Source organism: Pseudomonas sp. VE 267-6A, from assembly GCF_024126555.1.
Lineage (GTDB): Bacteria > Pseudomonadota > Gammaproteobacteria > Pseudomonadales > Pseudomonadaceae > Aquipseudomonas > Aquipseudomonas palmensis.
On record NZ_JAMYBY010000005.1, the window covers coordinates 22,198 to 42,637 of the forward strand.

Here is a 20,440-nt window from a genome sequence, read left to right on the forward strand (position 1 = left end):
GCAAAAGGTGCCCTTTTTCGTTTGCGCGGGGTTTAGCGCGTGTGCAGCCAGCTGGCGGTACTGCCTATGCCCAGCACCTCCTGCAGGGGGCTGTAGTGCGCGCATCCGCGCCTCGTCGAAATACAACTCGCCCCGGGTCAACCGCACGCCAGTGGCCTGGCGCCCATCCGGCCCCGGCAGGGCGCCGGGGCGGACGGGGGTAGCCGTCAGTGCAGCTTGAGGCGGGGTTCGGTACCGCGGCCGATACGGCTGCCGAGCATCAGCATCAGCGTGCGGAAGGTGCCATACAGCGCCATCTGGTGCATGCGGTACAGCGACACATAGAACATCCGCGCCAGCCAGCCTTCGAGCATCACACTGCCGGTGAGGTTGCCCATCAGGTTGCCCACTGCCGAGAAGCGCGACAGCGAGACCAGCGAGCCGTAGTCGCGGTACGCGTAGGTGGGCAACGGCTTGCCCTCCAGGCGCGCCTTGAGCCCTTTGGCCAGCAGCGAGGCCTGCTGGTGGGCGGCCTGGGCGCGCGGCGGCACATTGCGGTCGCTGCCCGGCTGCGGGCAGGCGGCGCAGTCGCCGAACGCGAAGATGTCATCGTCCAGGGTGGTCTGCAGGGTAGGGCGCACCACCAGTTGGTTGATGCGGTTGGTTTCCAGCCCGTCGATGTCCTTGAGGAACGCCGGGGCGCGGATACCGGCCGCCCACACCTTGAGGCTGGCGTGGATCACCTCGCCGTTGGCGGTCTTGAGCGAGTCTGCGGTGACCTCGCTCACCGACGCGTTGGTCAGCACCGTCACGCCGAGTTTTTCCAGGGTTTTGTGCACCGGCACGCTGATGCGCTCGGGCAGTGCCGGCAACACCCGTGGGCCGGCCTCGATCAGGGTGATCTGCATGTCCTTGGGCTGGATGCGGTCCAGGCCATAGGCGGCCAGTTCGTGGGCGGCATGGTGCAGCTCCGCCGCCAGCTCCACGCCGGTGGCACCGGCACCCACGATCGCCACGCTGATCTTCTCGCTGGCAAGGTCGCCGGCGTGGGCGCGCAGGTAGTGGTTGAGCAACTGCTGGTGGAAGCGCTCGGCCTGCTTGCGGGTGTCGAGGAACAGGCAATGCTGCGCCGCACCCAGGGTGCCGAAGTCGTTGGTGTTGCTTCCCACCGCGATCACCAGCGTGTCATACGCCAGGGTGCGCGCCGGCAGCAGCTCGCGGCCGTCCTCGTCGAGGGTGGCGGCCAGCTGGATCTGCTTGCTCGAACGCTCCAGGCCGCTCATGCGCCCCAGCTGGAACTGGAAGTGGTTCCACTTGGCCTGGGCCACGTAGTTGAGCTCGTCTTCGGAGGAATTGAGCGAACCGGCCGCCACTTCGTGCAGCAGCGGCTTCCAGATGTGGGTCAGGTTGGCATCGACCAGGGTAATCGCGGCGGTGCCGCGCTTGCCCAGGGTCTTACCCAGGCGGGTCGCCAGTTCCAGGCCGCCGGCGCCGCCGCCGACAATCACGATACGGTGAGTCATGGGGATATCTCATAAGGTTTGCGGAATTCTGGGTTGGGTCCTGAGTGGCCGGCCGCGCAGGGCGGGCGGTTTGGGCGAGCGCAAGGCAGCTCATAGCACCAGGTGGCTCAGGAGGCGGCTCAACAGGCCAAGGCTGATCGTCACGCCCACCACCAGAGCAAGGAGCAGCCATGGCCTGAAAGGCTTGCGCTCGACTTGGTGTTGGGGGGCACGCAGGTATTCATCGACTCGTCGCTGGTCTTCGGGGTTCAGGCGGCTGGTCATGGAGGCCTCGTCAGGTAGACGCATGTGACTGTGGGAACGCTACAGTGTTCACTGTAGTCCGTCGCCAAAGGCTTACCTGGGGGATCGAAGCGCTCGTGACAGCGAATGATTGCGCTTTGTATCACCCGCGCCGCATTTATGCCATCCCGCTTTGGCAGGGGGCAGCGATCACAGGCTGATCCCCACATCGAAGACGATGCTGCGCCCCAGGTTGGCGCGCAGAAAATCCGGCGCATCGGGGTGGGCGAACAGCACCCGGGCAAAGGTAGGGCCCACCAGCGACAGCGAGCGCCAGCCCTGGCGCAGGTATTCGGTAGGCGGCGGGAAGTGGCTGTTGAGGTCGAGCACTTCGCGCTTGAGGCTGGCGAAGGCAATGATGTCCAGTTCGCCCAGGTCCAGGTTGCGTTCGCGGTAGTTGTGCGACTTCTTGCGCAGGGTGGGCGCCAGGCGCTGCAGCAGCTCCTGCGCACTGATGCGTCGCGGCCGTGCCTCGCGCCTTACCAGCTGCGCGAGGGAGAACGCGCTGCGCCGGCGCTGCAGTTCTTCGCGCCATTCGTCGTTGAGCCGGCGCCCTTCGTCGAGCACGAAGAACACCTCGAAGGCGGCATCGCGAAACAGCACGTCGGGTGGCTCCTGACCGGCGGCGGTGAAGTCCTCGCTGCGGTAGGGGATGTTCAGGCCTTGCAGCAGGCGCTGGCATACCCAACGCTCGCGCTCCCATTTGCGGGCATTGGACAGGAACGCATTGGCTTGTTCGGCCTGAATGGTTAGCAGGCGCAGGTAGTCTGAGTCATCCATGGGCACAAGCTTAGCGCCCAAATCATGACAACGCTGCATTCCAGGCCCGGTGGATGGCGGCAACAGGCCATGGAACGGTGTGTAGAATGAGCCATCGTCGGGCGCAATGCACACAAGGGGCAGACAGCCGTGATTGGCGCACAAGTGTTATCGGAACAAAGCCTGCTGCTGGGCTGGCTGTGCTATGTGCCGCTGCTGCTGTGGGCGGTGTGGCGCGCGCCGTGGGTCGAGCTGTTCACCGACCGGCGGCGCCAGCACCTGCTGTTCGGCACCATCTTCGCGCTGTTTGCGTTGTGGCTGGTACGCCGCGACTTCGACACCGGCGTGTCGTACCACTTCATCGGCATGACCGCCGTGACCCTGCTGCTGGACTGGCCGCTGGCAATCGTCGGTGGCCTGGTGGCGCAGGTGGGGCTGGTGGCGCTGGGGCGTCAGGACCTGGCGGCGATGGGCGTCAACGGCCTGCTGCTGATTGGCCTGCCGGTGCTGGTGACGGAGGGGGTGGCCATACTGGTGGAGCGCGCACAGCCTAAAAACCTGTTCGTGTACATCTTCTGTTCGGGGTTTTTCGCCGCCGCGCTGGCGACCTTGCTGTGCCTGCTGGCCAGCCTTGGCTGGCTGTGGCTGGACGGTATCTTCGTGATGCCCGAATGGCTGTCGGACTTCATCGGCTACCTGTGGCTGATCATCTTCCCCGAGGCCTTCATCAACGGCATGGTAATCAGTGCGCTGGTGGTGTTCTGCCCCGAGTGGCTGGAAACCTTCAACCGGACCCGCTACCTGCAGGCCCCGTGGAAGGACGACGAACCGCGCGGTTAGTGTTCGCGCGGGTTGAAGTCGCCGGAGAACAGCTCGTCTTCGGCATCCGGTGCCACCGGAATCTTGTGCTCTTCAGCGGCCCAGGCACCCAGGTCGATCAGCTTGCAGCGGTCGGAGCAGAATGGCCGATAGGTATTTGTGGCACTCCATTCAACAGGGGCGCCACAGGTCGGGCAGTCTACGGTCAGGGGTTGGCTCATGCTTGGCCTCCACGCAAAGTCAGGTAAAAGTGATGCAGGCGGTCGACCTCCGAATGCAGCCAGGCCAGGTCGCGGTCGTTGACGATCACGTCGTGGGCATGGCGCAGGCGCTCTTCGCGGCTGGTCTGCGCCTTGAGAATGGCCTGCACCTGTTCGGGGCTGGTCTGGTCGCGCTGCAGTGTACGCTCGATCTGCAAGGCCTGCGGCGCGTCGATCACCAGCAGGCGCTGGGTGCGCTGATACTGGCCCGATTCGATCATCAACGGTGAAACGAACACCGCATAGGGCGACTCGGCCTTGGCCAGGTAGCTGAAGATCTCCTGGCCGATCAGCGGATGCAGCAGGGCTTCCACCCAGCGGCGTTGCGCCGGGTCGCTGAAGATCAGCTGGCGCAGGGCGGCGCGGTCCAGTTGCCCGTCGCTTTGCAGCACGCCGGGGCCGAAATGCTCCACCAGGCTGGCCAGCGCCGGGCGCCCGGGCTCGACCACCCAGCGTGCGGCCTGGTCGGCATCCACCAGGTGCACGCCCAGCTCGATGAAGCGTTGCGCCGCGGCGCTCTTGCCACTGCCGATGCCACCGGTGAGGCCGAGAATCCAGGGTGTGAAGGCGGGTGTGGTCATTGCAGTCCGGCAAATTGCAGATAGGAAGTGGTCATTTGACCACCCCAGAGCAGCGCGATCCAGCCCGCAATGGCCAGATAGGGCCCAAACGGAATCGGCGTGCTCGCCTGCTGGTTGCGCAGGCGCAGCAGCACCAGGCCCAGCAGCGCGCCCACCAGCGAGGCCAGCAGCAGCGTCAGCGGCAGGATCTGCCAGCCGCCCCAGGCACCGAGCATGGCCAGCAGCTTGAAATCGCCATAGCCCATGCCCTCCTTGCCGGTGACCAGCTTGAACAGCCAGTACACCGTCCACAGGCTCAGGTAGCCGGCCACGGCGCCCCACAGCGCCTGGTCCAGCGGCACGAACACCTCGAAGGCATTGAGTATCAGGCCCAGCCACAGCAGCGGCAGCACCAGCACGTCGGGCAGCAACTGATGCTCGATATCGATCAGGCTCATTGCCAGCAAGCCCCAGCTCAACAGCATGAACGCCGCTGCGCTGGCGCTGAAGCCGAAATGCCAGGCCGCGAACAGGCCAAGCCCTGCGCAGGTCAGCTCCACCAGCGGGTAGCGCGGGCTGATCGATGCCTTGCAGGCCGAACAGCGCCCGCGCAGGCACAGGTAACTCAGCACCGGGATGTTCTCCCACGCGCGGATGCGGTGCTGGCAGTGCGGGCAGTGGGAGTGGGGCAGCATCAGGTCGAAACGTGGCTCGGCCGGGCTGGGCAGCTCCAGCACTTCACGGGCCTCGCAGCGCCATTGGCGCTCCAGCATCATCGGCAGGCGATGCACCAGCACATTGATGAAGCTGCCCACAATCAGGCCAAGCAACAAGGCGACGCATTGGTAGGCCAGCGGCTGGCGGGCCAGGGTTTCGAACAGGTCCATAGTCAGATCACATCGCCCAGCTGGAAGATCGGCAGGTACATGGCGACCACCAGGCTGCCCACCACCAGCCCGAGAATCAGCACGATCATCGGCTCCAGCAGGCTGGCCAGGTTGTCGAGCCATTCGTCGACGGCCGTTTCGTGGTGGCTGGCGATCCGGTCGAGCATATCGTCGAGCGTGCCGGATGTCTCGCCAAGGGCGCACATCTGTAACGCCAGGCACGGGAACAGCGGCTCGTTGCGCATCGCCGCGCTCATCGACAGGCCGTTGCCGATGGCCTGGCGCAGCCGCAGAACGGCTTGCTCGTACAGCGTATTGCCGCACGCGGCGGCCACCGGCCCCAGGGCTTCGGTGAGCGGTACGCCGGCACTGAACGACGTCGCCAGGGTGCGCGCAAAACGAGCCAGCGCCGCATGCTGCATCACCGGCCCCAGAACCGGCATGCGCAGCCCCTGGCGCAACACCCATAAACGCACCGCCTGGTGACGCTCGAAGGCGCGGCGCAGGGCAAATCCCGTGGCCAGCATTACCCCAAGCACCCACAGCAGATACTGCCCCAGCCATTCGGCCAGGTTGATGACACCCAGGGTGAAGGCTGGCAACGGCGCGCCGAAGCCTGCAAACATGGCCTGAAACTGCGGTACCACCTTGAGCAACAGCAGCGCCGCCACCCCCAACCCCACCAGCAGCACCAGCGCGGGGTAGACCATGGCCTTTTTCAGCCGGGCCCGCAGCGCCTGGCGTTTCTCCTGCAGCGTTGCCAGCTGGTCGAGCAGGCTGTCCAGGCAGCCGGTTTGCTCGCCTACGGCCACCAGGTTGCAATACAGGCTGTCGAACTGGCGCGGGTGCCTGCGCAGCGCATCGGCCAGGCCGCAGCCGGCGGCGATATCGTTTTTGAGGGTGCCCAGCAGGCTGCGCAGCGCTGGGTTGTTGGCGCCTTCGGCGATCATGCCCAGCCCTTGCAGCAGCGGCACGCCGGCCTTGAACAACGTTGCCAGCTGGCGGCTGAAGCGGGTGATGTCCTTGGCGCCGAGCGAAGCGGGCAATTGCAGGGTAATACGGCGTGCCGCGTTCACCTGGGTTGGGCGAATGCCGCGACCGCGCAGCAGCGCCTTCACCAGCGCACTGTTCTGCCCGCTGCTGTGCCCGCTCACGTGGGTGCCGGAGCGGTCGATGCCTTGCCAGGCATAGGTTTTTGTCTTGTGGTTCATCGCTACCTCCATGCAGCGGTGGACAGTCACAAACCCTGTAACAGCTTCAGGGTGATAGGCTCGGGCAATCCCGCCCGGTGGCCACTAGAGTAGTCGAGCGCGGTGCTGGGTTAAGCACCCGCAGGGTGACAAAAGGTGTCTGTTCGGGCCTACTGGCGCGCTGGTCTGCGGCGGTGTCCGTGGCGGGATTTGTGAGTTTTTGCGAGGGGAGTGCCCATGAAGGGACAGCGCGGTATTACATTGATCGAGTTGATGATCGTGGTGGCGATCATCGGCATTCTGGCGACCATTGCCATGCCCATGTACACCAACCACCAGGCGCGGGCCAAGGCCACCGCGGCGCTGGCCGAGGTGTCGGCATTGAAGACCGCCTTCGAAGTGCAGATCAACCAGGGCAAGGACGTGGCCGATGTCGCCGCCCTTGGCGGCCAGCCGACCACGGCCAACTGCACCCTGAGTGCGCAGGGCGTGGCGGCGACTGGTGTGGGCACCCTTGCATGCGTGCTGGTGGATGCGCCGGCGCCGGTGGCGGGCAAGCACCTGACCTGGGCCCGTTCGGCCAAGGGCTGGGCGTGCAGCACCGATATCGAGGCCGACCTGGCCCCAGCCGGGTGCGCTGCGGTGCAGGCGAGTGGTGGGCAATAGCTGTTGATAAACAGTGATTTGCGAAAGCGTGGCGGCAATGGTAGCGTTGTCGCCACGCCGGTGTAGCTCAGTCGGTAGAGCAGCGCACTCGTAACGCGAAGGTCGCAGGTTCGATTCCTGTCTCCGGCACCACATCCAGCTCCACTGCATTCCGCTGAATGCTTTGGAAGCCCTCTAAACCGGCCATCTGGCCGGTTTTTCGTTTCCACGACCCTCCGTCGGGAACCAACAAAATCCCCAATAACCGGGGGTATTTTTGGGGTACAGCGTCTTTCCTGAATGGAGAACGTACCCCTATGCCACGCCTAGCCACTCCGCTCAGCGACCTCAAGTGCCGCACGGCCAAACCGCGTGATCGCGCCTACAAACTGTTCGACGGCGGGGGTATGTACCTGTACGTCGCACCCAGTGGCTCGAAGACTTGGCGGCTACGGTATTTCAAACCCAGCGGCAAGGAAGGCACGCTGATCATCGGCAAGTACCCCATCGTTTCGTTGGCCGTCGCGAGGACCAAGCGCGATGAGGCTAAGGCTCTGTTGCTCGATAACCTTGATCCGATGGAAGAAAAGCAGAAGGCCAAGATCGCTGCTCAGCGGGCGAGTCTTCTGTTTGAAACCGTTGCTTTGGAGTGGCACGTCGAAATGTCCCGACGGTGGACTGAGAGCCATGCCAAGACGGTGCTGAGCAGGTTGCGCACCCATGTGTTTCCATTGATTGGCCAGCGGCCTATCGCTGAGCTCGACACCCATGATCTCCTTGAGGTCACTCAGCGAATCAAGGATCGCGGCACCATGGATGTCGCCTTGCGAGTGCAGAACTATCTATCCACGATCATGCGGGGCGCGAAGCGGGCGCGGCAGATCACTCAAAACCCGGCGCTCGATCTGGCCGGCTCGATTCAAGCGCCGCGCACCGTGCACCGTCCTGCACTTTCGCTGAACCGCCTTCCTGAACTTTTGGATCGAATCGACAACTACACCGGTCGCGAACTGACCCGGCTCGCTGTGCTGCTGACGCTGCATGTATTCGTGCGGTCCAGTGAACTGCGCTTTGCGCGGTGGGATGAATTCGACCTGCAACGGGCGATGTGGGAAATCCCCGATGCCCGTAAGCCGATTGAAGGCGTTCGCTATTCCACGCGCGGGACCAAGATGAGTGGGGACATACAGATTGTGCCGCTGTCGCCTCAAGTCATCGAGATCCTTGACCAGCTGCGCAGCTTGAATCGCTTCTCTGAACTGGTTTTGCCCGGTGACCACAGGTATTGGAAACCCTTGTCGGAGAATACGGTTAACCAGGTGCTGCGCAATATGGGGTACGACACTACCAAGGACGTGTGCGGACATGGATTCAGGACCATGGCTTGCAGTGCCTTGCTCGAGTCAGGGCTGTGGACGGACGCGGCGATTGAGCGGCAGATGAGCCATCAGGAGCGTAACCGCGTGCGCGCCGCGTATATCCACAAGGCCCAATTTCTGGAGCAGCGTCGGTTGATCATGGCGTGGTGGAGTAACTACATCGATGCCAACAGATCGGGCCATGTCACTCCGCATGAGTTTGCCCATCCGGTGGGCGATAACGTCACCGCCTTGTCAAATGGCCATGGCGCTTTTAATCGCGGGTGAGTCTGCGAGATCGGCGCTGGCTGCTCTTTCACGCGGGTCCATCCAAACAGGGCTGCAAAGCCGCCCTGTTTGGATGGACCTCACTTTGAAGAGCTAGAAGCCACGGCGTTATCCGGGATTTACCACGGAATTCCAACGGTGGATAACCGCTTTTCACGTCCCCAATAACGCTGAACTTCGACCCTTGACCAGGTTTATCCACAGGCGTAGAACTGGCCGTGCAAGCGCTGTCGATGACAGCAACCCAGGTGACCCGAGCCTTCAAGGTCACGCCGCTCCTGCGGTGGTTCTCCCCCCAAATGGCGATTCGCGTCCGGCAGCTCGCCCGGTCACCTCCCCGGTGATGGATGCCTACTTCAGATCATGGCCCTCGTGCGCCAGACAGCACTTCCTACTTCGCTGCCCTGCAGCAACCTATCCGCTTGGCCGAATCTTGCGCCAACCTGCGCCCGTCTCTTTCTCCTGGAAAGAGACGGGCGCTTCTAGCACTGCTGCAGCCCTCATCGCACTTGGCTTTGCGGCAACTTCCCTTGTGACAATCGGCGTGACAAACGCCGATTGTCACCAGCAACAGCGCTGCAGATGATGGTGCCGCAGACCACGGAATGGACTGCACCTGACTGACGGTCAGGCATGCCCCGGTCATCGCATTGCTGCGTTCACCCGGCTCAGGATCTCGCGGCACTGGTCTCGTCAGCCAATGCAGCCTCCACCCGCCCACCGGTAACGGTGCTCAGGAGGCCAGATCATGAGATGCCCTTGCTCTCGGACGTAAAGAGCCGCCAGTCCCGCGTAGAGGACATTCCCCACAGGTCGCAGGGGCCTTGATCCCTGATAACACTCAGCATTCTTGGCGGGATGACGTGGGGCGAGGACTGGACAGAGGCTTTCAAGGCAAGAAAGAGATGTAGTACATTTCAGTGATGGCATTGGGCCTGCTTGTCGTGTCTGAGTTATGCCGTGGAAGACCATAAATAAGTCGGAGCTATAATGTACACTGTCAGGGAAGTTCAAATAGATAACTTTTGGCATAGACTGGATGCCAAATGCACATTTAATGATGATGTGAACATCATCATTGGACGTAACGGCACTGGCAAAACTACCTTCATGAATATGCTGCACGCAGCTTTGACGGTAGATTTAGAAGAGCTGGCAGAGAATGATTTCACTACAATTACTATTAAGCTTGTTAATGGCAGTAAGAGTCGATTAATTCGAGTGTCAAAGAGTGACGGTCCAAGTTTTAACTTTCACTCCATTGATTATAAGATTTCAAATAGGCGGCATTCTCTTAGGGCCATCGCTAGTAGCGACGAAGTTCGCGTGCCAATGGGGTTCAAGAAACGAATCCTAGAAGAGGCAGCAGCTGTGCGTAGCTGTCTTGCTGAACTTATCAGTTTGTCATCCCTCTCAGTGTATCGGCTTAAAAACTCGGAAGATTATGAAATCAAGGATCGAGCAGGCAGGCGGCTGATATCGCCTATTGATTTCAGGCTTCTACAACTAAGGGCAGATATAACAAAATATCAATACGAACTTTCTGTTAAGGCACGCGAGATTTCGTCGACTCTACAAAAAGACGTGCTGGCGTCGATCCTTTTTACCGAAAGCTCCACAAGCTCCCGAAGAGTGCCAGCAAATTTTGAGAAAGATAAAGAGCAGAGGAAGCTCGTTAATGCTTATACAAGGCTTGGAGCAAGCGATACAAATACTCAGAAGAAAATTTCTTCGCATATAGCGGCGGTTGATGAGGCTTTTAAAGTTTTCTATACGCATAATGCCAAGGATATGAAAGATAAGCATTTCACTGCCATTGAATCGTTTTTGAGGACTCAAAATATTGTAGAGATGTCCCTCAGGGCAGAAGAGAAAACGCTTGATATATATAGCGAGATGAATCAGTTTACATCTACGCTTAAAGAATTCATTCCAGATAAAAGCTTTAGTATAAGCTCTGGTGAGTTGAAAGTTAGCAGTGCTGAGGGTGACTGCGAAGAAATTCCAATAGCTAAACTTTCTTCGGGGGAGAAGCAATTGATAATTCTTCTGGCAGAAGCCTTGCTTCAGAGAGGAAGGCATTATGTTTATCTGGCTGATGAGCCTGAACTCTCATTGCATATAGACTGGCAGAGAAAAATTATACCTGCTATTAAGAAGCTCAATCAAAATGCTCAAATAATTGCAGCTACTCACTCGCCGGAGGTGGCTTCAAAATATCGTAATAATATCATTGATATGAAAGGTGTCATCAATGGCCGGGCTTGAGTATTCGGATGAGGCCTTGAATGTTCGGGCGGCATTTTTTGGCCAGAATCGTATGCTTTATGTTGAAGGTGACGATGATGTCATCTTCTGGGAGTCCATTCTAAGTGCCTTCGGAAAAGACGGGTATAAAGTAGAGTCTGTAGGCGGTGTGGAAGAACTGAAGAAAAAGATTGTCAAAATTGCTAATCACGATATTGACTCGGCTGCGGCCAGGGACTCAGACTTTAATAAGCTGGACTTGAACTATGTCGCCGTTCCAGATGTTGTTGTGACGTATGGTCACTCAATTGAAAATACACTTATCACGTCACCTGGGCTTGTTCATCTTGCAAGGGTATACGGTCGGGGCCCAGTCGGTACGATATCGGAGGTGGATTTTGACGATTGGATGGAAGGTTTGGAGAGCAGTTTTGAAGATTTAATCTTCTATGATGCAGCTAATCAAATTAATGGACTCGGGGAGTCGGTACTTTCGGATAATTGCACGAGGTTTATGACTAGTCAGAAGTCGTGCACCCCATGTGATGCCAGGATCGGCGCGGAAGTAGTTAGGCATGCAGCTAACCTTAACTTGCACGCTCATATGGCTGCAACAAAGGCCGTATTTGCAGCGACTGGTAATCGGGCTCTTGATTTTATGCGGGGCCACTTTCTCGCTACAGCTGCAATGAAGAAGGTGAATCGAGTGCTTGCTGGAAATGGTGCGAGTAAATCTGTTAACAATGACAGCTTTACGAGTAGCCTTATGTTGGGCTTTGGTAGCGTATTCAATAATCTGCATCCGCATTATGAGTATTATAGTGTGGAAGTGGCGAATATCTAGGATTGTGGTTTGCGCTTGGATTTTGCTATTCTACATGGTTGTTATTATGTAAGTATGGCCTCTATGCATATGGATGTGCTTGAGGTTTATTTTATATTAATTAGGCATGCGTTGTAATTGGTTTACGCATGACAAACCGCTTTTTGTACTTTTCATTGTTCTTCTCGTGCCATAGCGTTTCGTTACTTAGAAATAGCCTGAGGATAATTTTTGGGATAAGGGAATTTGCCATGATGGGTAAATATGAATAAATTCAGAGCTTTGAGCGGTGATACGACTCCTGTCTACGCACCACATCCAGATCCACTGCATTCCGCTGAATATTATGGAAATACTCTAAACCGGCCTTCTAGCCGGTTTTTCTTTTCCATAAACCTCTGTCGGAAATCAACAAAATCCCCATTAATCAGGGGTGTATTTGGGGGCGGTGTCTTTCCACCATGACATGACCTCAGTCATAATTTTTATGACTGAGGTCAGAGTTTGGTTTACTTAAAGCTCAGTCATCAGTGTTGCGACGATTTTGTCGTGCCGGATCTGGATTGCATTTTGGTCCCAAATACTACCTGCGCTGACAAATTTTGCTATTTCCCGTTGTTGGAAGTTGTGCTGGTATGTTTCCAACTTTTCGGCAAATGGAATGTTTCCCACTGCGCAGTTGTGGGACTTTGACACCAGAAGGTAATTGCCGAGGCAGTTCAGGTATTCGCTCTTGAAGGTTTCGTCGTAGGCGCCGTAACCATGAGGACTAGCTGTGGGCTCGGTGGTTGGGGCGATGTGCTCCAGTTCTGGACGCTTGATGTCGTCATTACGCCGCGGCTCATAACCGCGCTGACCTTGTCCTTCCAGGTGCACTTCGTATTTCCATAGCAGGTGCCTAGCGGTGGAGTGTCTGATACCCCATTCTAGAGCCTCTGCCAGTTTTTCATTGTTCCAATAAGCCCACCACCCACTGCCTACAGTCTTGAGACGCTCGATGTTCTCAAGGATAGGCCCTATCGCCGGTGCGTCACTGGTAAATGCCTCGTAAGTATCATTAATGCGGGATGTGATATCCGCACGAGTGCCAATCAGGCGATGTCGGATGATCAGGCTTTCAAAGGCAACACAAAGCTGGTTCTTGTCCGGGAGAGGAAGACCAAAGCTGTAGGCCTTGAGAATAAATGGCAGTACAATCCCGATTCCGCCCAAGCTCACCAGTGAGTGAATCGGAAAACTGCTTCGCTCGTCAGCGCCGAAAAATGCCGTTAAATGTTCGAAACTGGTGGCCAGTGAGCTGGTGAAGTCTTTCACAAACTCAAGAGGCGACTCTGCTGTAAGCATTTTCTCAATCCGGTCCAGCGCACCGCTTTCCCACAGCGAATTGAAGTGAACGCGCAAGGTGTGCTGCAGCACGTCGTCTTCATTGATGCGGTAATCAATTGCCGAGATCGACTTGTAGATGGTTTCGAAGCGGTTCTGGATCTCTTCGATCAGGTTGTCCCGCGCTTGTTGATCTTCGCTGTGAAGATGGATGGCATACATGAACTGCGCCTTAACCACCTCAAGGTTGGATGGGCGCTTGCCGCGGTTGTTCTGGAAGATGAACATCTGGATGGCTTCAGCCTCGTCCCGCACTGGGTGTGTACTGCATGATGCCTGGGACACGATTCGCAGCATGTCGGTCAGGAAGGCTTCAGGCTGAGAACCCAGCTTCTTTTTGAAGAAGTCGAAAGCATTGATGAGCCGCTGGGCAGATGTGGTCAGCGAAGCAGGGGCGACGGTTCTGGACTGGTTGATCACATAATCGACAAAGGTCTGGTTGTCGTAACCGACCGTCTTGAAGCGGATCTGACTTTCCCGCTTGATCATGTCTTTGTAGCAGTCCTGCTCATCTTCGGTGAGTGCGCGCTTGGCTTGTAGGCATGCGAACAATGCAGCTAGAAACAGCGTGATCGTGGTCAGGCGCTGCTGGCCGTCAATTACCCGGTACTCTCCCTGTGTCTGCTCAAATAGGAAATGGCCAAAGTAATAAGGGCTGCGGGAGTTGCTGCTGCGATAGGCTTCCAGGTCGGATAGAAATACCGCTGTCTGACTGACGCGGGTTGAACCTTCAGCTGGCGTATCCCAGGCATAAGCGCGTTGATATGTGGGCACGACGATGCGGTTGTTGGCCAGCATGTTGCGAATGGTTGAAGAGGCTTCCAAGAGGTATGTCCTTATGGGTGGTGGCGTTTTGCCTCATCATCGCTTGAGTGGTGCTTTTTTGCATGCTTGGGCACTACATTTATTTTGCTTGGCCCCGTCAGCATCCCCAGGGCTTCGCGGTTAGGGCTCAATGGCCAAGCGGTATACAATCTCCTGCTCTCGCTGGGCACCAATTTAAACAGCCCAAAAATTCCCGATTCGATTCCACCGAAAGCCATAAATAGCTGATTTTTTTATAGATAACCTTTGAGGTACATCGAAAAATCCACCAAATTCCAGCCCTACTAAAACCGAGCCCTCACTACCAACAACCGTCCGTCTGTCTCCGCACCAGAGGCCAGCTTCCAGAAGTCTATGACCGTCTACGCACCACCTCACAAAGCCCGCATAGTGCGGGTTTTGTTGTTTCTGTCTGTCTCGTTTTGTCTCTTTAATACTGGAGTTCGGAAAGTAAATTGCAAGAGGACGCCGTACATCCAGGTTGTAGGAAATCAATTCTTTGATCCTATTTCCTTCAAAATTCTAGGAAATTTCCGCCCGCCTCAGCGCTTGCGAATCGATCCCACGAGGCATAAATTCCTCCAGTCGCAGAAAAATCTGCGATCAGGTGTAGGAACCTGCTGGTAAACTTGGCGCATGCACTAGGCGCCCCCATCACAACGGCTGGCGTTTTTTTTCGCTTGCTGTGACGTGTCATGGCGGCTGTGCGTGGGCAGGCTTCGGCCTGGCCGGGTTCCAAGTTTCCCGGTATTCCTACCCCATGCACAGCTGCCACCCAATCCCGTAGGAAGGATCGTGGTAGCTCCAAAATCAAACTTGGAGTCTCATGCATGCCTATCCGCATTCTGAGCAGGATCCTCGCATCCGCTCTCCGCCTCGGTACGCCGGCGGCGTATTCCACGCACCATTTCTACTCCATCTTCACGCAGGCCAGCTACAAGTCACAGGGCGGAAATCCTCATGATTGACCTTGAGCGCCTGTCTATCCTCCAGCGCTACGCCTGGACCCTCGAATTGCTCGGTGAAGCGCTCGTTCAACATGACGAAGTGCTGGAGTGTGAACACAACCCGCAACTGAGCTTCCGCAACACAGCAGGTATTCATCAGGCCATCCGGATCATCAGCCGGCTTGCCAGTGAGCAGTGTGGCAAGTTGCTTGAACTTGAAGATTCAATGGCGGGTGAGGGCGGCTGAGAAAGTTAGGGTTATAAAGCGTTGGATATGCCGCGCCACAGATTAGGCGCGGCTTATCAAACGAACCTTTAATCAATTCCGAAAAAGCACACTTAAGCCTCTTCCTGCAATTCAATGGCAATTAATATAAATAACAATTATCACTTGCTGATGGCTATTTGACACTATCCGTATCCCTGCCTATAAACCCTTGCGGTCTTTTTTTGTTAAACAAAAACTGTTTAGGGGAAAGCGGCATGGATCAGGATTTTCACTTCTACGGTACTTACCACTCAGCACTGTGTGGCGGCTTCAACAAGGACGATGCAACCCTTATTGCCAAGGCAGCCAACTTCATCGACTTCTTCAGCGAGAGCACCTATGCCTCTTACTGGAGCCTGGTCAGCGACACCCAAAAATCTGCCAAGTACAACGTCGTCGCGAAGATGGACAACCCGCGCTACACCTACCAGGGCGGGCTGCTGGGCACGATGGGGGAGCCTGAAGATGGCCTGTGGTGCTCGTACCACTTCATCCCCGGCAACTACAACGACCCGGCCGGCACGCCCAGCCGAGAAGAAACCCATGGCGCCGAAGTGGCCAACTACCTGCCCAAGTTCACCAAGCGCGACACCTTCGGCGGCGAGCAGATACTGAGAAAGTACAACGCCAGCAAGGTGAAGGATCTGCAATACGGCAAGATGCTCAACCGGCCGCAAAGCGCACTCTCGCGCAGGCTTGTTCAAGATGCCGTGCTCTGCGCCACCGATGACGACCGGCTGGAGAAGATCATCAGCCTGGCCATCGGCGGGGCAGAGGTGCTGAAGGACAATCGTGCAGACGTGCTGCGCAGGTTCAGGCTGATCCTGCTGGGGGTCAGGGCGCATGTGATCGCCGACACCTGGGCCCACCAGGACCACTGCGGCCTCGACAACGTGATGAACACCTACTGGGATGCGGACTACGACCCGGACTCCTGGGAATGGTCCAAGATGGGCTACGGCCCACAGGCCATCTACTACATGGACGGCTCGTCGAAAAACTGGAACAGGAAAGTCCTGAAGTCATCGGACACCAAGGGCGTGCCGTTCGCGAACCCCAACTTCGAAGCGGCCCCCAGCGGTACCAGTTATCTGGGCCACGGCTGGCTCGGGCACTTCCCCGACTACAGTTTCGCCAAGTTCAGGTACAAGCCTTGCTGGTCCAACCCCAAGCAGATGGTCGAGCGCGATAACCCCAAGGAATATGAATCCGCCTGGCTCGAGTTGACCAGTTTGTTTTGCCAGGTAAAAACAGGCAGGAAGTTGCAGTTGGATGACCGCATCAAAGACGAAATGAGCAAAGCCCGCCAGGCCATCGAGGCCCCCTGCGACCTTACCAAGGGCACCTCGGGAAGAAAGAGTTCGGAGCTTGCCTGGAAGCGCATTCTTACCGAAAAGCCAAGTTCGGAAATCAATGTGGACCTGGAGCCCGACACCCATGCGGTTCTGGAGGGCATGGTCCAGATCAGTACCGAGATCCATCGCTTCGGCACCAACTACGTGAATATCCAAAGCGATCTGTACCTGTTCCAGATTGCCGCCGACTATCACTTCCAGTTCGTGAAGCACTACGTCCAGGCCAATGATATCTATCACTTCACAAGCTCGTGGTCGCGGCAGCGGAGTACGTTGTCGGATGCCATCGTGAACCTGTTCGAGTAGCGCCGGATAACGGCTATCAACCCCCCGGCGCCATGCCGGGGGCTTGCCGTTCGGCACCGTCGCGCCATCCACCCCTTGCATTCGGCCAAGGGTCAGGAATATAGTTGACTGATTACTCAGTCTTCTTAAGCGAACCTCCCTCCATGGCACGTCCCCTCAGCCCCGAAAAACGTGAAGCCTTGCTGTTGTCTGCGATGCAGGCGGTCGCCGAGCTGGGCGTGATGGCCAGCACGTCGAGCATTGCGCGGCGCGCCGGGGTTGCCGACGGCACCTTGTTCACCTATTTCAGCAGCAAGGAGGTGCTGTTCCAGGAGCTCTACCTGCACCTCAAGCAAAGCCTGGTGACGGCCATGATGTCGGACTTCCCGGCCCAGGCCGACTACCGCCAGCGCATGGAGTACATCTTCAATCGCTATGTCAGCTGGGGCCTGAACAATGCCCTGGAGCGCGTGGTGCTGGCACGGCTGTCGGCGTCGGGGCAGGTAACCGCAGACACCCGCGCACTGGGCGCGCAGCCGTTCCAGGCCGTGTCCAGGACGATGGAGGGCGGGGTAGAGGACGGCGTGCTGATCGATGCCCCGATCAGCTTCATTTCTTCCGTGATCGAGAGTATCGCCACCACCACCATCGAACACATCGAGAAGTCCCCGGAGGAGGCCGACGGCCACCGCCAGCTGGGCTTCCATATGCTGTGGCGCGCCATTACGGCGTAAAAGCCTTGCCTTTTAACTGAGTGATTAATCACTCACAATTTGTAACAGGAGTATCTTCATGGCTGTTCAAAAGTGGTTCATTACCGGTGCTTCGGGTGGCCTGGGCCTGGCCCTTACCGAAAAGGCGCTGGCCCAGGGGCATACCGTGGTCGCCGCAGTGCGCCGTGTGGAGGCGATGCAGGCGTTGCAACAGGCGTATCCAAAGCGCCTTCATGTGGAAGCGCTCGACGTGACCGACCGCGAACAGGTACGCGCCGTTGCTGCCCGCCATCCCGATGTGGAGGTGGTGGTCAACAACGCGGGCGGGGCGGTGATCGGTGCGATGGAAGAGATGACCGACGCCGAAGTCGAGCAGCAGATCGCGCTCAACCTGATGGCGCCGATACAGGTCACCCGCGCCTTCATGGCGGCGATGCGCGCACAGCAGCGCGGTACCTTCATCCATGTCAGCAGTGTCGGCGGCCGTACCGCCTACCCGGGCGGCTCGCTGTACCACGCGGCCAAGTACGGGCTGGAAGGCTTCGCCGAAGCGGTGGCGCAGGAGCTGGCCGAGTTCGGCATCAACACCCTGATCATCGAGCCAGGCTCGATCAAGACCGGCTTCGTGGCCAACATCCGCTGGACCGAGCAGCTCGACGCCTACAAGGGCAGTGCGGTCGGCAACCTGCGCGGGTGGATCGAACAGCATGGCGAAGACACCGCCTCGGGCGACCCGCTGAAAATGGCCGACGCCATCTACACCCTCAGCCAGCTGCAGAAGCCGCCGCTGCGCACCGTGCTCGGCGGGGATGCCTATGCGGCGCTGGAGGCCGGCTATGCCCGCAGCCTGGCGGACATTCAGGCACAGAAGGCGCTTGCCGAGTCGGTGATGCTGGAAGGCAAGGCCGGCTTTCGGCCCGAGTGAGCAGCCCCCTCTTTTTCGTTGCCCATGCGCCGCGTCGGCGCTTTGAAAAGGTTGAATGATCATGTCTGAAGTCTGGTTGATTACCGGTGCGTCCCGAGGCCTGGGGCGCGCCATTCTGGAGGCGGCGCTGCACAGCGGCGCCAAGGTGCTGGCCACTGCACGCGACATCACACGCTTCGTCGAGCTGCAGGCGCAGTACGGCGCCAACCTGGCCACGTTCGAACTGGACGTGACCGACGAACAGCAGGCCAGGCACGCCGTGGCCGAGGCCGTGCGCCGTTTTGGCCGGCTGGATGTGCTGGTCAACAACGCGGGCTTCGGCCATATCCAGCCGTTCGAGCACATCCCCACCGATGATTTTCGCGCCGAGGTCGAGACCAATCTGTTCGGCGTGGTCAACCTCACCCGTGCGGCCATCCCGGTGATGCGCGCCCAGGGCCGCGGCCATATCTTTCAGGTGTCATCGGCCGGCGGTCGCATCGCAAGCCCGGGCCTGTCGGCCTATCAGGCGGCCAAATGGGCCGTGGGCGGGTTCAGCGACGTGGTCGGCAAGGAGGTCGCGCCCTTCGGCATCCAGGTGTGCACCCTGGAGCCCGGCGGCATGCGTACCGACTGGGGCCACCAGGCCCGCAGCACGCTCACCGAGCTGGCCCCGGACTACATGGCGTCGATGGCCGCGTTCAAGGCCTTGATCGAGTCCTACGTGGGCAACGAAGTGGGCGACCCCGAGCGCATTGCACAGCTGATCGTGGCGCTGGCCGCTCGTGAAGGGCTGCCGTCGCGTCTACTGTTGGGGTCGGACGCCTTGTATGTGGTCGAGGTGGAAGAGGCCGCCCGCAGCGAAGCGATGCAGCGCTGGAAGCCGGTCAGCCTCGCGGCCGATTTCGGCACGGCACCGCCGCAATGGCCGTCGGCATGAAGCCGGCGCACCCTTCAAACTGAGCGAGGCCAGCCTACGCCATGAACATAGTGATCTTTGGTGCATCCGGCATGATCGGCAGCGGGGTGCTGCGCGAATGCCTGGCGGCGCAGGATGTGGAGTCCGTTCGCTTGATCGGGCGCTCACGCCTGAACGCCCAGCACCCCAAGCTCCGGCAGGTGGTCAGGCCGGCCTTCGCCGATAACCCGTCCACGCTGCTCGACGACGACCTGCGCGATGTGGATGCGTGTTTCTTCTGCCTGGGCGTTTCGGCGGCGGGCATGACCCAGGCGCAGTACACCCACATGACCTACCGCCTGACCCTGGCGGTGGCCCAGCGCGTGTGCGAGCTCAACCCGCATGCCACCTTCATCTACGTCTCCGGGGCGGGCGCCGACAGCAGCGAAACCAGCTCGACGATGTGGGCGCGGGTGCGCGGCATGACGGAGAACAGCCTGCTGCGCCTGCCGTTCAGGCGCGTGCACATCCTGCGCCCGGCGGTGATTCAGCCGTTGCATGGGGCCATCTCCAGAACCCGCGCGTACCGCGTGTTCTACCGGCTCACCGGCCCGCTGCTGAGCCTGGCGCGTGCGCTGTTGCCCGAAAAGGTGCTGAGCACCGAGGTCATCGGCCAGGCAATGCTGTCGATCGCCCGCCATGGTGCCACCCAGCCCGTGCTCGATTCGGCGCAGATCTACCACACGGCCTTGCGCGAAAAACCGGCCCCCAACGGCGGGTGACGCGCTGGGGTGGTTGATGGCAGGCGCTGAAAAATCCGGTTGCAGATAACATATGGATATCCGTATATTCGGTTATCCATATGTAAGGGCCGCCCACAATGATTACCCCACCCGAGCTGTTCAAGAGCCTGGCCGACGAAACCCGCGCTCGCGCTGCGCTGCTGATCGCAGAGCAGGGCGAGCTGTGCGTGTGCGAGCTGATGTGTGCCCTGGGCGACAGCCAGCCCAAGATCAGCCGTCACCTGGCGCAGCTGCGTACCAGCGGCCTGCTGCTCGACCGTCGCCAGGGGCAGTGGGTGTATTACCGTCTCAACCCGCAACTGCCCGGCTGGGTGCACGACCTGCTGCAGGTGACGCTGCGCGCCAATGCCGACTGGCTCAAGGACAGCACCACACGCTTGCACAACATGGACGGTCGCCCCGTTCGTGCTGCTGCCTGCTGCTGAGCCAGGAGCGCCCC

General features: G+C 58.9%; 20 protein-coding genes and 1 tRNA gene. 13 read left to right on the forward strand and 8 right to left on the reverse strand.

Annotated elements, in window-relative coordinates; genetic code table 11:
* Window positions 1-206: 206 nt before the first annotated feature.
* From NJH59_RS06715 to NJH59_RS06725, 3 genes are all read right to left on the reverse strand, one after another.
* Window positions 207-1,502, reverse strand: coding sequence for an NAD(P)/FAD-dependent oxidoreductase (locus NJH59_RS06715; RefSeq protein ID WP_236176793.1), 1,296 nt, complete (start codon window positions 1,500-1,502; stop codon window positions 207-209).
* 90 nt (window positions 1,503-1,592) lie between these two features.
* On the reverse strand, window positions 1,593-1,766 hold the full coding sequence (locus tag NJH59_RS06720) for a DUF3094 family protein (protein ID WP_043860322.1): 174 nt from the start codon (window positions 1,764-1,766) through the stop codon (window positions 1,593-1,595).
* Between the two features lie 168 nt (window positions 1,767-1,934).
* Complete coding sequence (locus tag NJH59_RS06725) at window positions 1,935-2,564, reverse strand: DUF1780 domain-containing protein (protein ID WP_043860323.1); 630 nt, start codon at window positions 2,562-2,564, stop codon at window positions 1,935-1,937.
* A 129-nt stretch (window positions 2,565-2,693) separates the two neighbouring features.
* Here NJH59_RS06725 and NJH59_RS06730 point away from each other — a divergent pair, with 129 nt between their 5' ends.
* Window positions 2,694-3,383, forward strand: coding sequence for an energy-coupling factor ABC transporter permease (locus NJH59_RS06730; RefSeq protein WP_043860324.1), 690 nt, complete (start codon window positions 2,694-2,696; stop codon window positions 3,381-3,383).
* Here the strand turns inward: NJH59_RS06730 and yacG are convergent.
* Genes yacG through NJH59_RS06750 form a run of 4 tightly spaced genes read right to left on the reverse strand, consistent with a single transcriptional unit; the run spans window position 3,380 to window position 6,280 of the window.
* Window positions 3,380-3,583 carry a DNA gyrase inhibitor YacG gene (gene yacG, locus NJH59_RS06735; RefSeq protein ID WP_043860325.1) on the reverse strand — a complete coding sequence of 68 codons (204 nt, stop codon included), beginning with the start codon at window positions 3,581-3,583 and terminating at the stop codon, window positions 3,380-3,382. The two genes, NJH59_RS06730 and yacG, sit on opposite strands and share 4 nt — an antisense overlap.
* The gene (gene coaE, locus NJH59_RS06740) at window positions 3,580-4,203 is read right to left on the reverse strand and encodes a dephospho-CoA kinase (protein ID WP_078479476.1); all 624 of its coding nucleotides are present in this window, start codon (window positions 4,201-4,203) and stop codon (window positions 3,580-3,582) included. Before coaE ends, yacG begins: the two co-directional genes overlap by 4 nt.
* Window positions 4,200-5,069 carry an A24 family peptidase gene (locus tag NJH59_RS06745; RefSeq protein ID WP_253086558.1) on the reverse strand — a complete coding sequence of 290 codons (870 nt, stop codon included), beginning with the start codon at window positions 5,067-5,069 and terminating at the stop codon, window positions 4,200-4,202. Before NJH59_RS06745 ends, coaE begins: the two co-directional genes overlap by 4 nt.
* A 2-nt stretch (window positions 5,070-5,071) precedes the next feature.
* Complete coding sequence (locus NJH59_RS06750) at window positions 5,072-6,280, reverse strand: type II secretion system F family protein (protein ID WP_253086559.1); 1,209 nt, start codon at window positions 6,278-6,280, stop codon at window positions 5,072-5,074.
* Between the two features lie 216 nt (window positions 6,281-6,496).
* Between NJH59_RS06750 and NJH59_RS06755 the strand changes: the two genes are divergently transcribed.
* The 5 genes from NJH59_RS06755 (at window position 6,497) to NJH59_RS06775 (ending at window position 11,641) form a co-directional block, all read left to right on the forward strand.
* A complete protein-coding gene (locus tag NJH59_RS06755; RefSeq protein WP_253086560.1) occupies window positions 6,497-6,925 on the forward strand; it encodes a pilin in 429 nt (142 codons plus the stop codon).
* A 56-nt stretch (window positions 6,926-6,981) separates the two neighbouring features.
* Window positions 6,982-7,057, forward strand: a tRNA-Thr gene (locus tag NJH59_RS06760).
* 164 nt (window positions 7,058-7,221) lie between these two features.
* Window positions 7,222-8,550 carry an integrase arm-type DNA-binding domain-containing protein gene (locus NJH59_RS06765; protein ID WP_253086561.1) on the forward strand — a complete coding sequence of 443 codons (1,329 nt, stop codon included), beginning with the start codon at window positions 7,222-7,224 and terminating at the stop codon, window positions 8,548-8,550.
* A 990-nt stretch (window positions 8,551-9,540) separates the two neighbouring features.
* The gene (locus NJH59_RS06770; protein ID WP_253086562.1) at window positions 9,541-10,818 is read left to right on the forward strand and encodes an AAA family ATPase; all 1,278 of its coding nucleotides are present in this window, start codon (window positions 9,541-9,543) and stop codon (window positions 10,816-10,818) included.
* Window positions 10,805-11,641: a DUF4435 domain-containing protein gene (locus NJH59_RS06775; protein ID WP_253086563.1), complete on the forward strand. Its 837-nt coding sequence runs from the start codon at window positions 10,805-10,807 to the stop codon at window positions 11,639-11,641. The genes NJH59_RS06770 and NJH59_RS06775 overlap by 14 nt, the downstream gene beginning before the upstream one ends.
* A 492-nt stretch (window positions 11,642-12,133) precedes the next feature.
* Here the strand turns inward: NJH59_RS06775 and NJH59_RS06780 are convergent, their stop codons facing one another.
* Complete coding sequence (locus NJH59_RS06780) at window positions 12,134-13,828, reverse strand: DUF262 domain-containing protein (RefSeq protein ID WP_253086564.1); 1,695 nt, start codon at window positions 13,826-13,828, stop codon at window positions 12,134-12,136.
* A 960-nt stretch (window positions 13,829-14,788) separates the two neighbouring features.
* Between NJH59_RS06780 and NJH59_RS06785 the strand changes: the two genes are divergently transcribed.
* The 7 genes from NJH59_RS06785 (at window position 14,789) to NJH59_RS06815 (ending at window position 20,426) form a co-directional block, all read left to right on the forward strand.
* On the forward strand, window positions 14,789-15,022 hold the full coding sequence (locus tag NJH59_RS06785) for a hypothetical protein (RefSeq protein ID WP_043860445.1): 234 nt from the start codon (window positions 14,789-14,791) through the stop codon (window positions 15,020-15,022).
* Window positions 15,023-15,258: 236 nt separating this feature from the next.
* Window positions 15,259-16,704 carry a DUF6765 family protein gene (locus NJH59_RS06790; protein WP_253086565.1) on the forward strand — a complete coding sequence of 482 codons (1,446 nt, stop codon included), beginning with the start codon at window positions 15,259-15,261 and terminating at the stop codon, window positions 16,702-16,704.
* 143 nt (window positions 16,705-16,847) lie between these two features.
* A complete protein-coding gene (locus NJH59_RS06795; RefSeq protein WP_078479486.1) occupies window positions 16,848-17,417 on the forward strand; it encodes a TetR/AcrR family transcriptional regulator in 570 nt (189 codons plus the stop codon).
* 58 nt (window positions 17,418-17,475) lie between these two features.
* Complete coding sequence (locus tag NJH59_RS06800) at window positions 17,476-18,321, forward strand: SDR family NAD(P)-dependent oxidoreductase (RefSeq protein WP_104571945.1); 846 nt, start codon at window positions 17,476-17,478, stop codon at window positions 18,319-18,321.
* Between the two features lie 61 nt (window positions 18,322-18,382).
* Window positions 18,383-19,240 (forward strand): SDR family NAD(P)-dependent oxidoreductase, encoded by an 858-nt coding sequence (locus tag NJH59_RS06805; protein WP_043860446.1) that lies wholly within the window; start codon window positions 18,383-18,385, stop codon window positions 19,238-19,240.
* 41 nt (window positions 19,241-19,281) lie between these two features.
* Complete coding sequence (locus NJH59_RS06810) at window positions 19,282-19,980, forward strand: epimerase (protein WP_043860441.1); 699 nt, start codon at window positions 19,282-19,284, stop codon at window positions 19,978-19,980.
* Window positions 19,981-20,078: 98 nt separating this feature from the next.
* Complete coding sequence (locus NJH59_RS06815; RefSeq protein WP_116052247.1) at window positions 20,079-20,426, forward strand: metalloregulator ArsR/SmtB family transcription factor; 348 nt, start codon at window positions 20,079-20,081, stop codon at window positions 20,424-20,426.
* The last annotated feature ends 14 nt before the right edge of the window (window positions 20,427-20,440 follow it).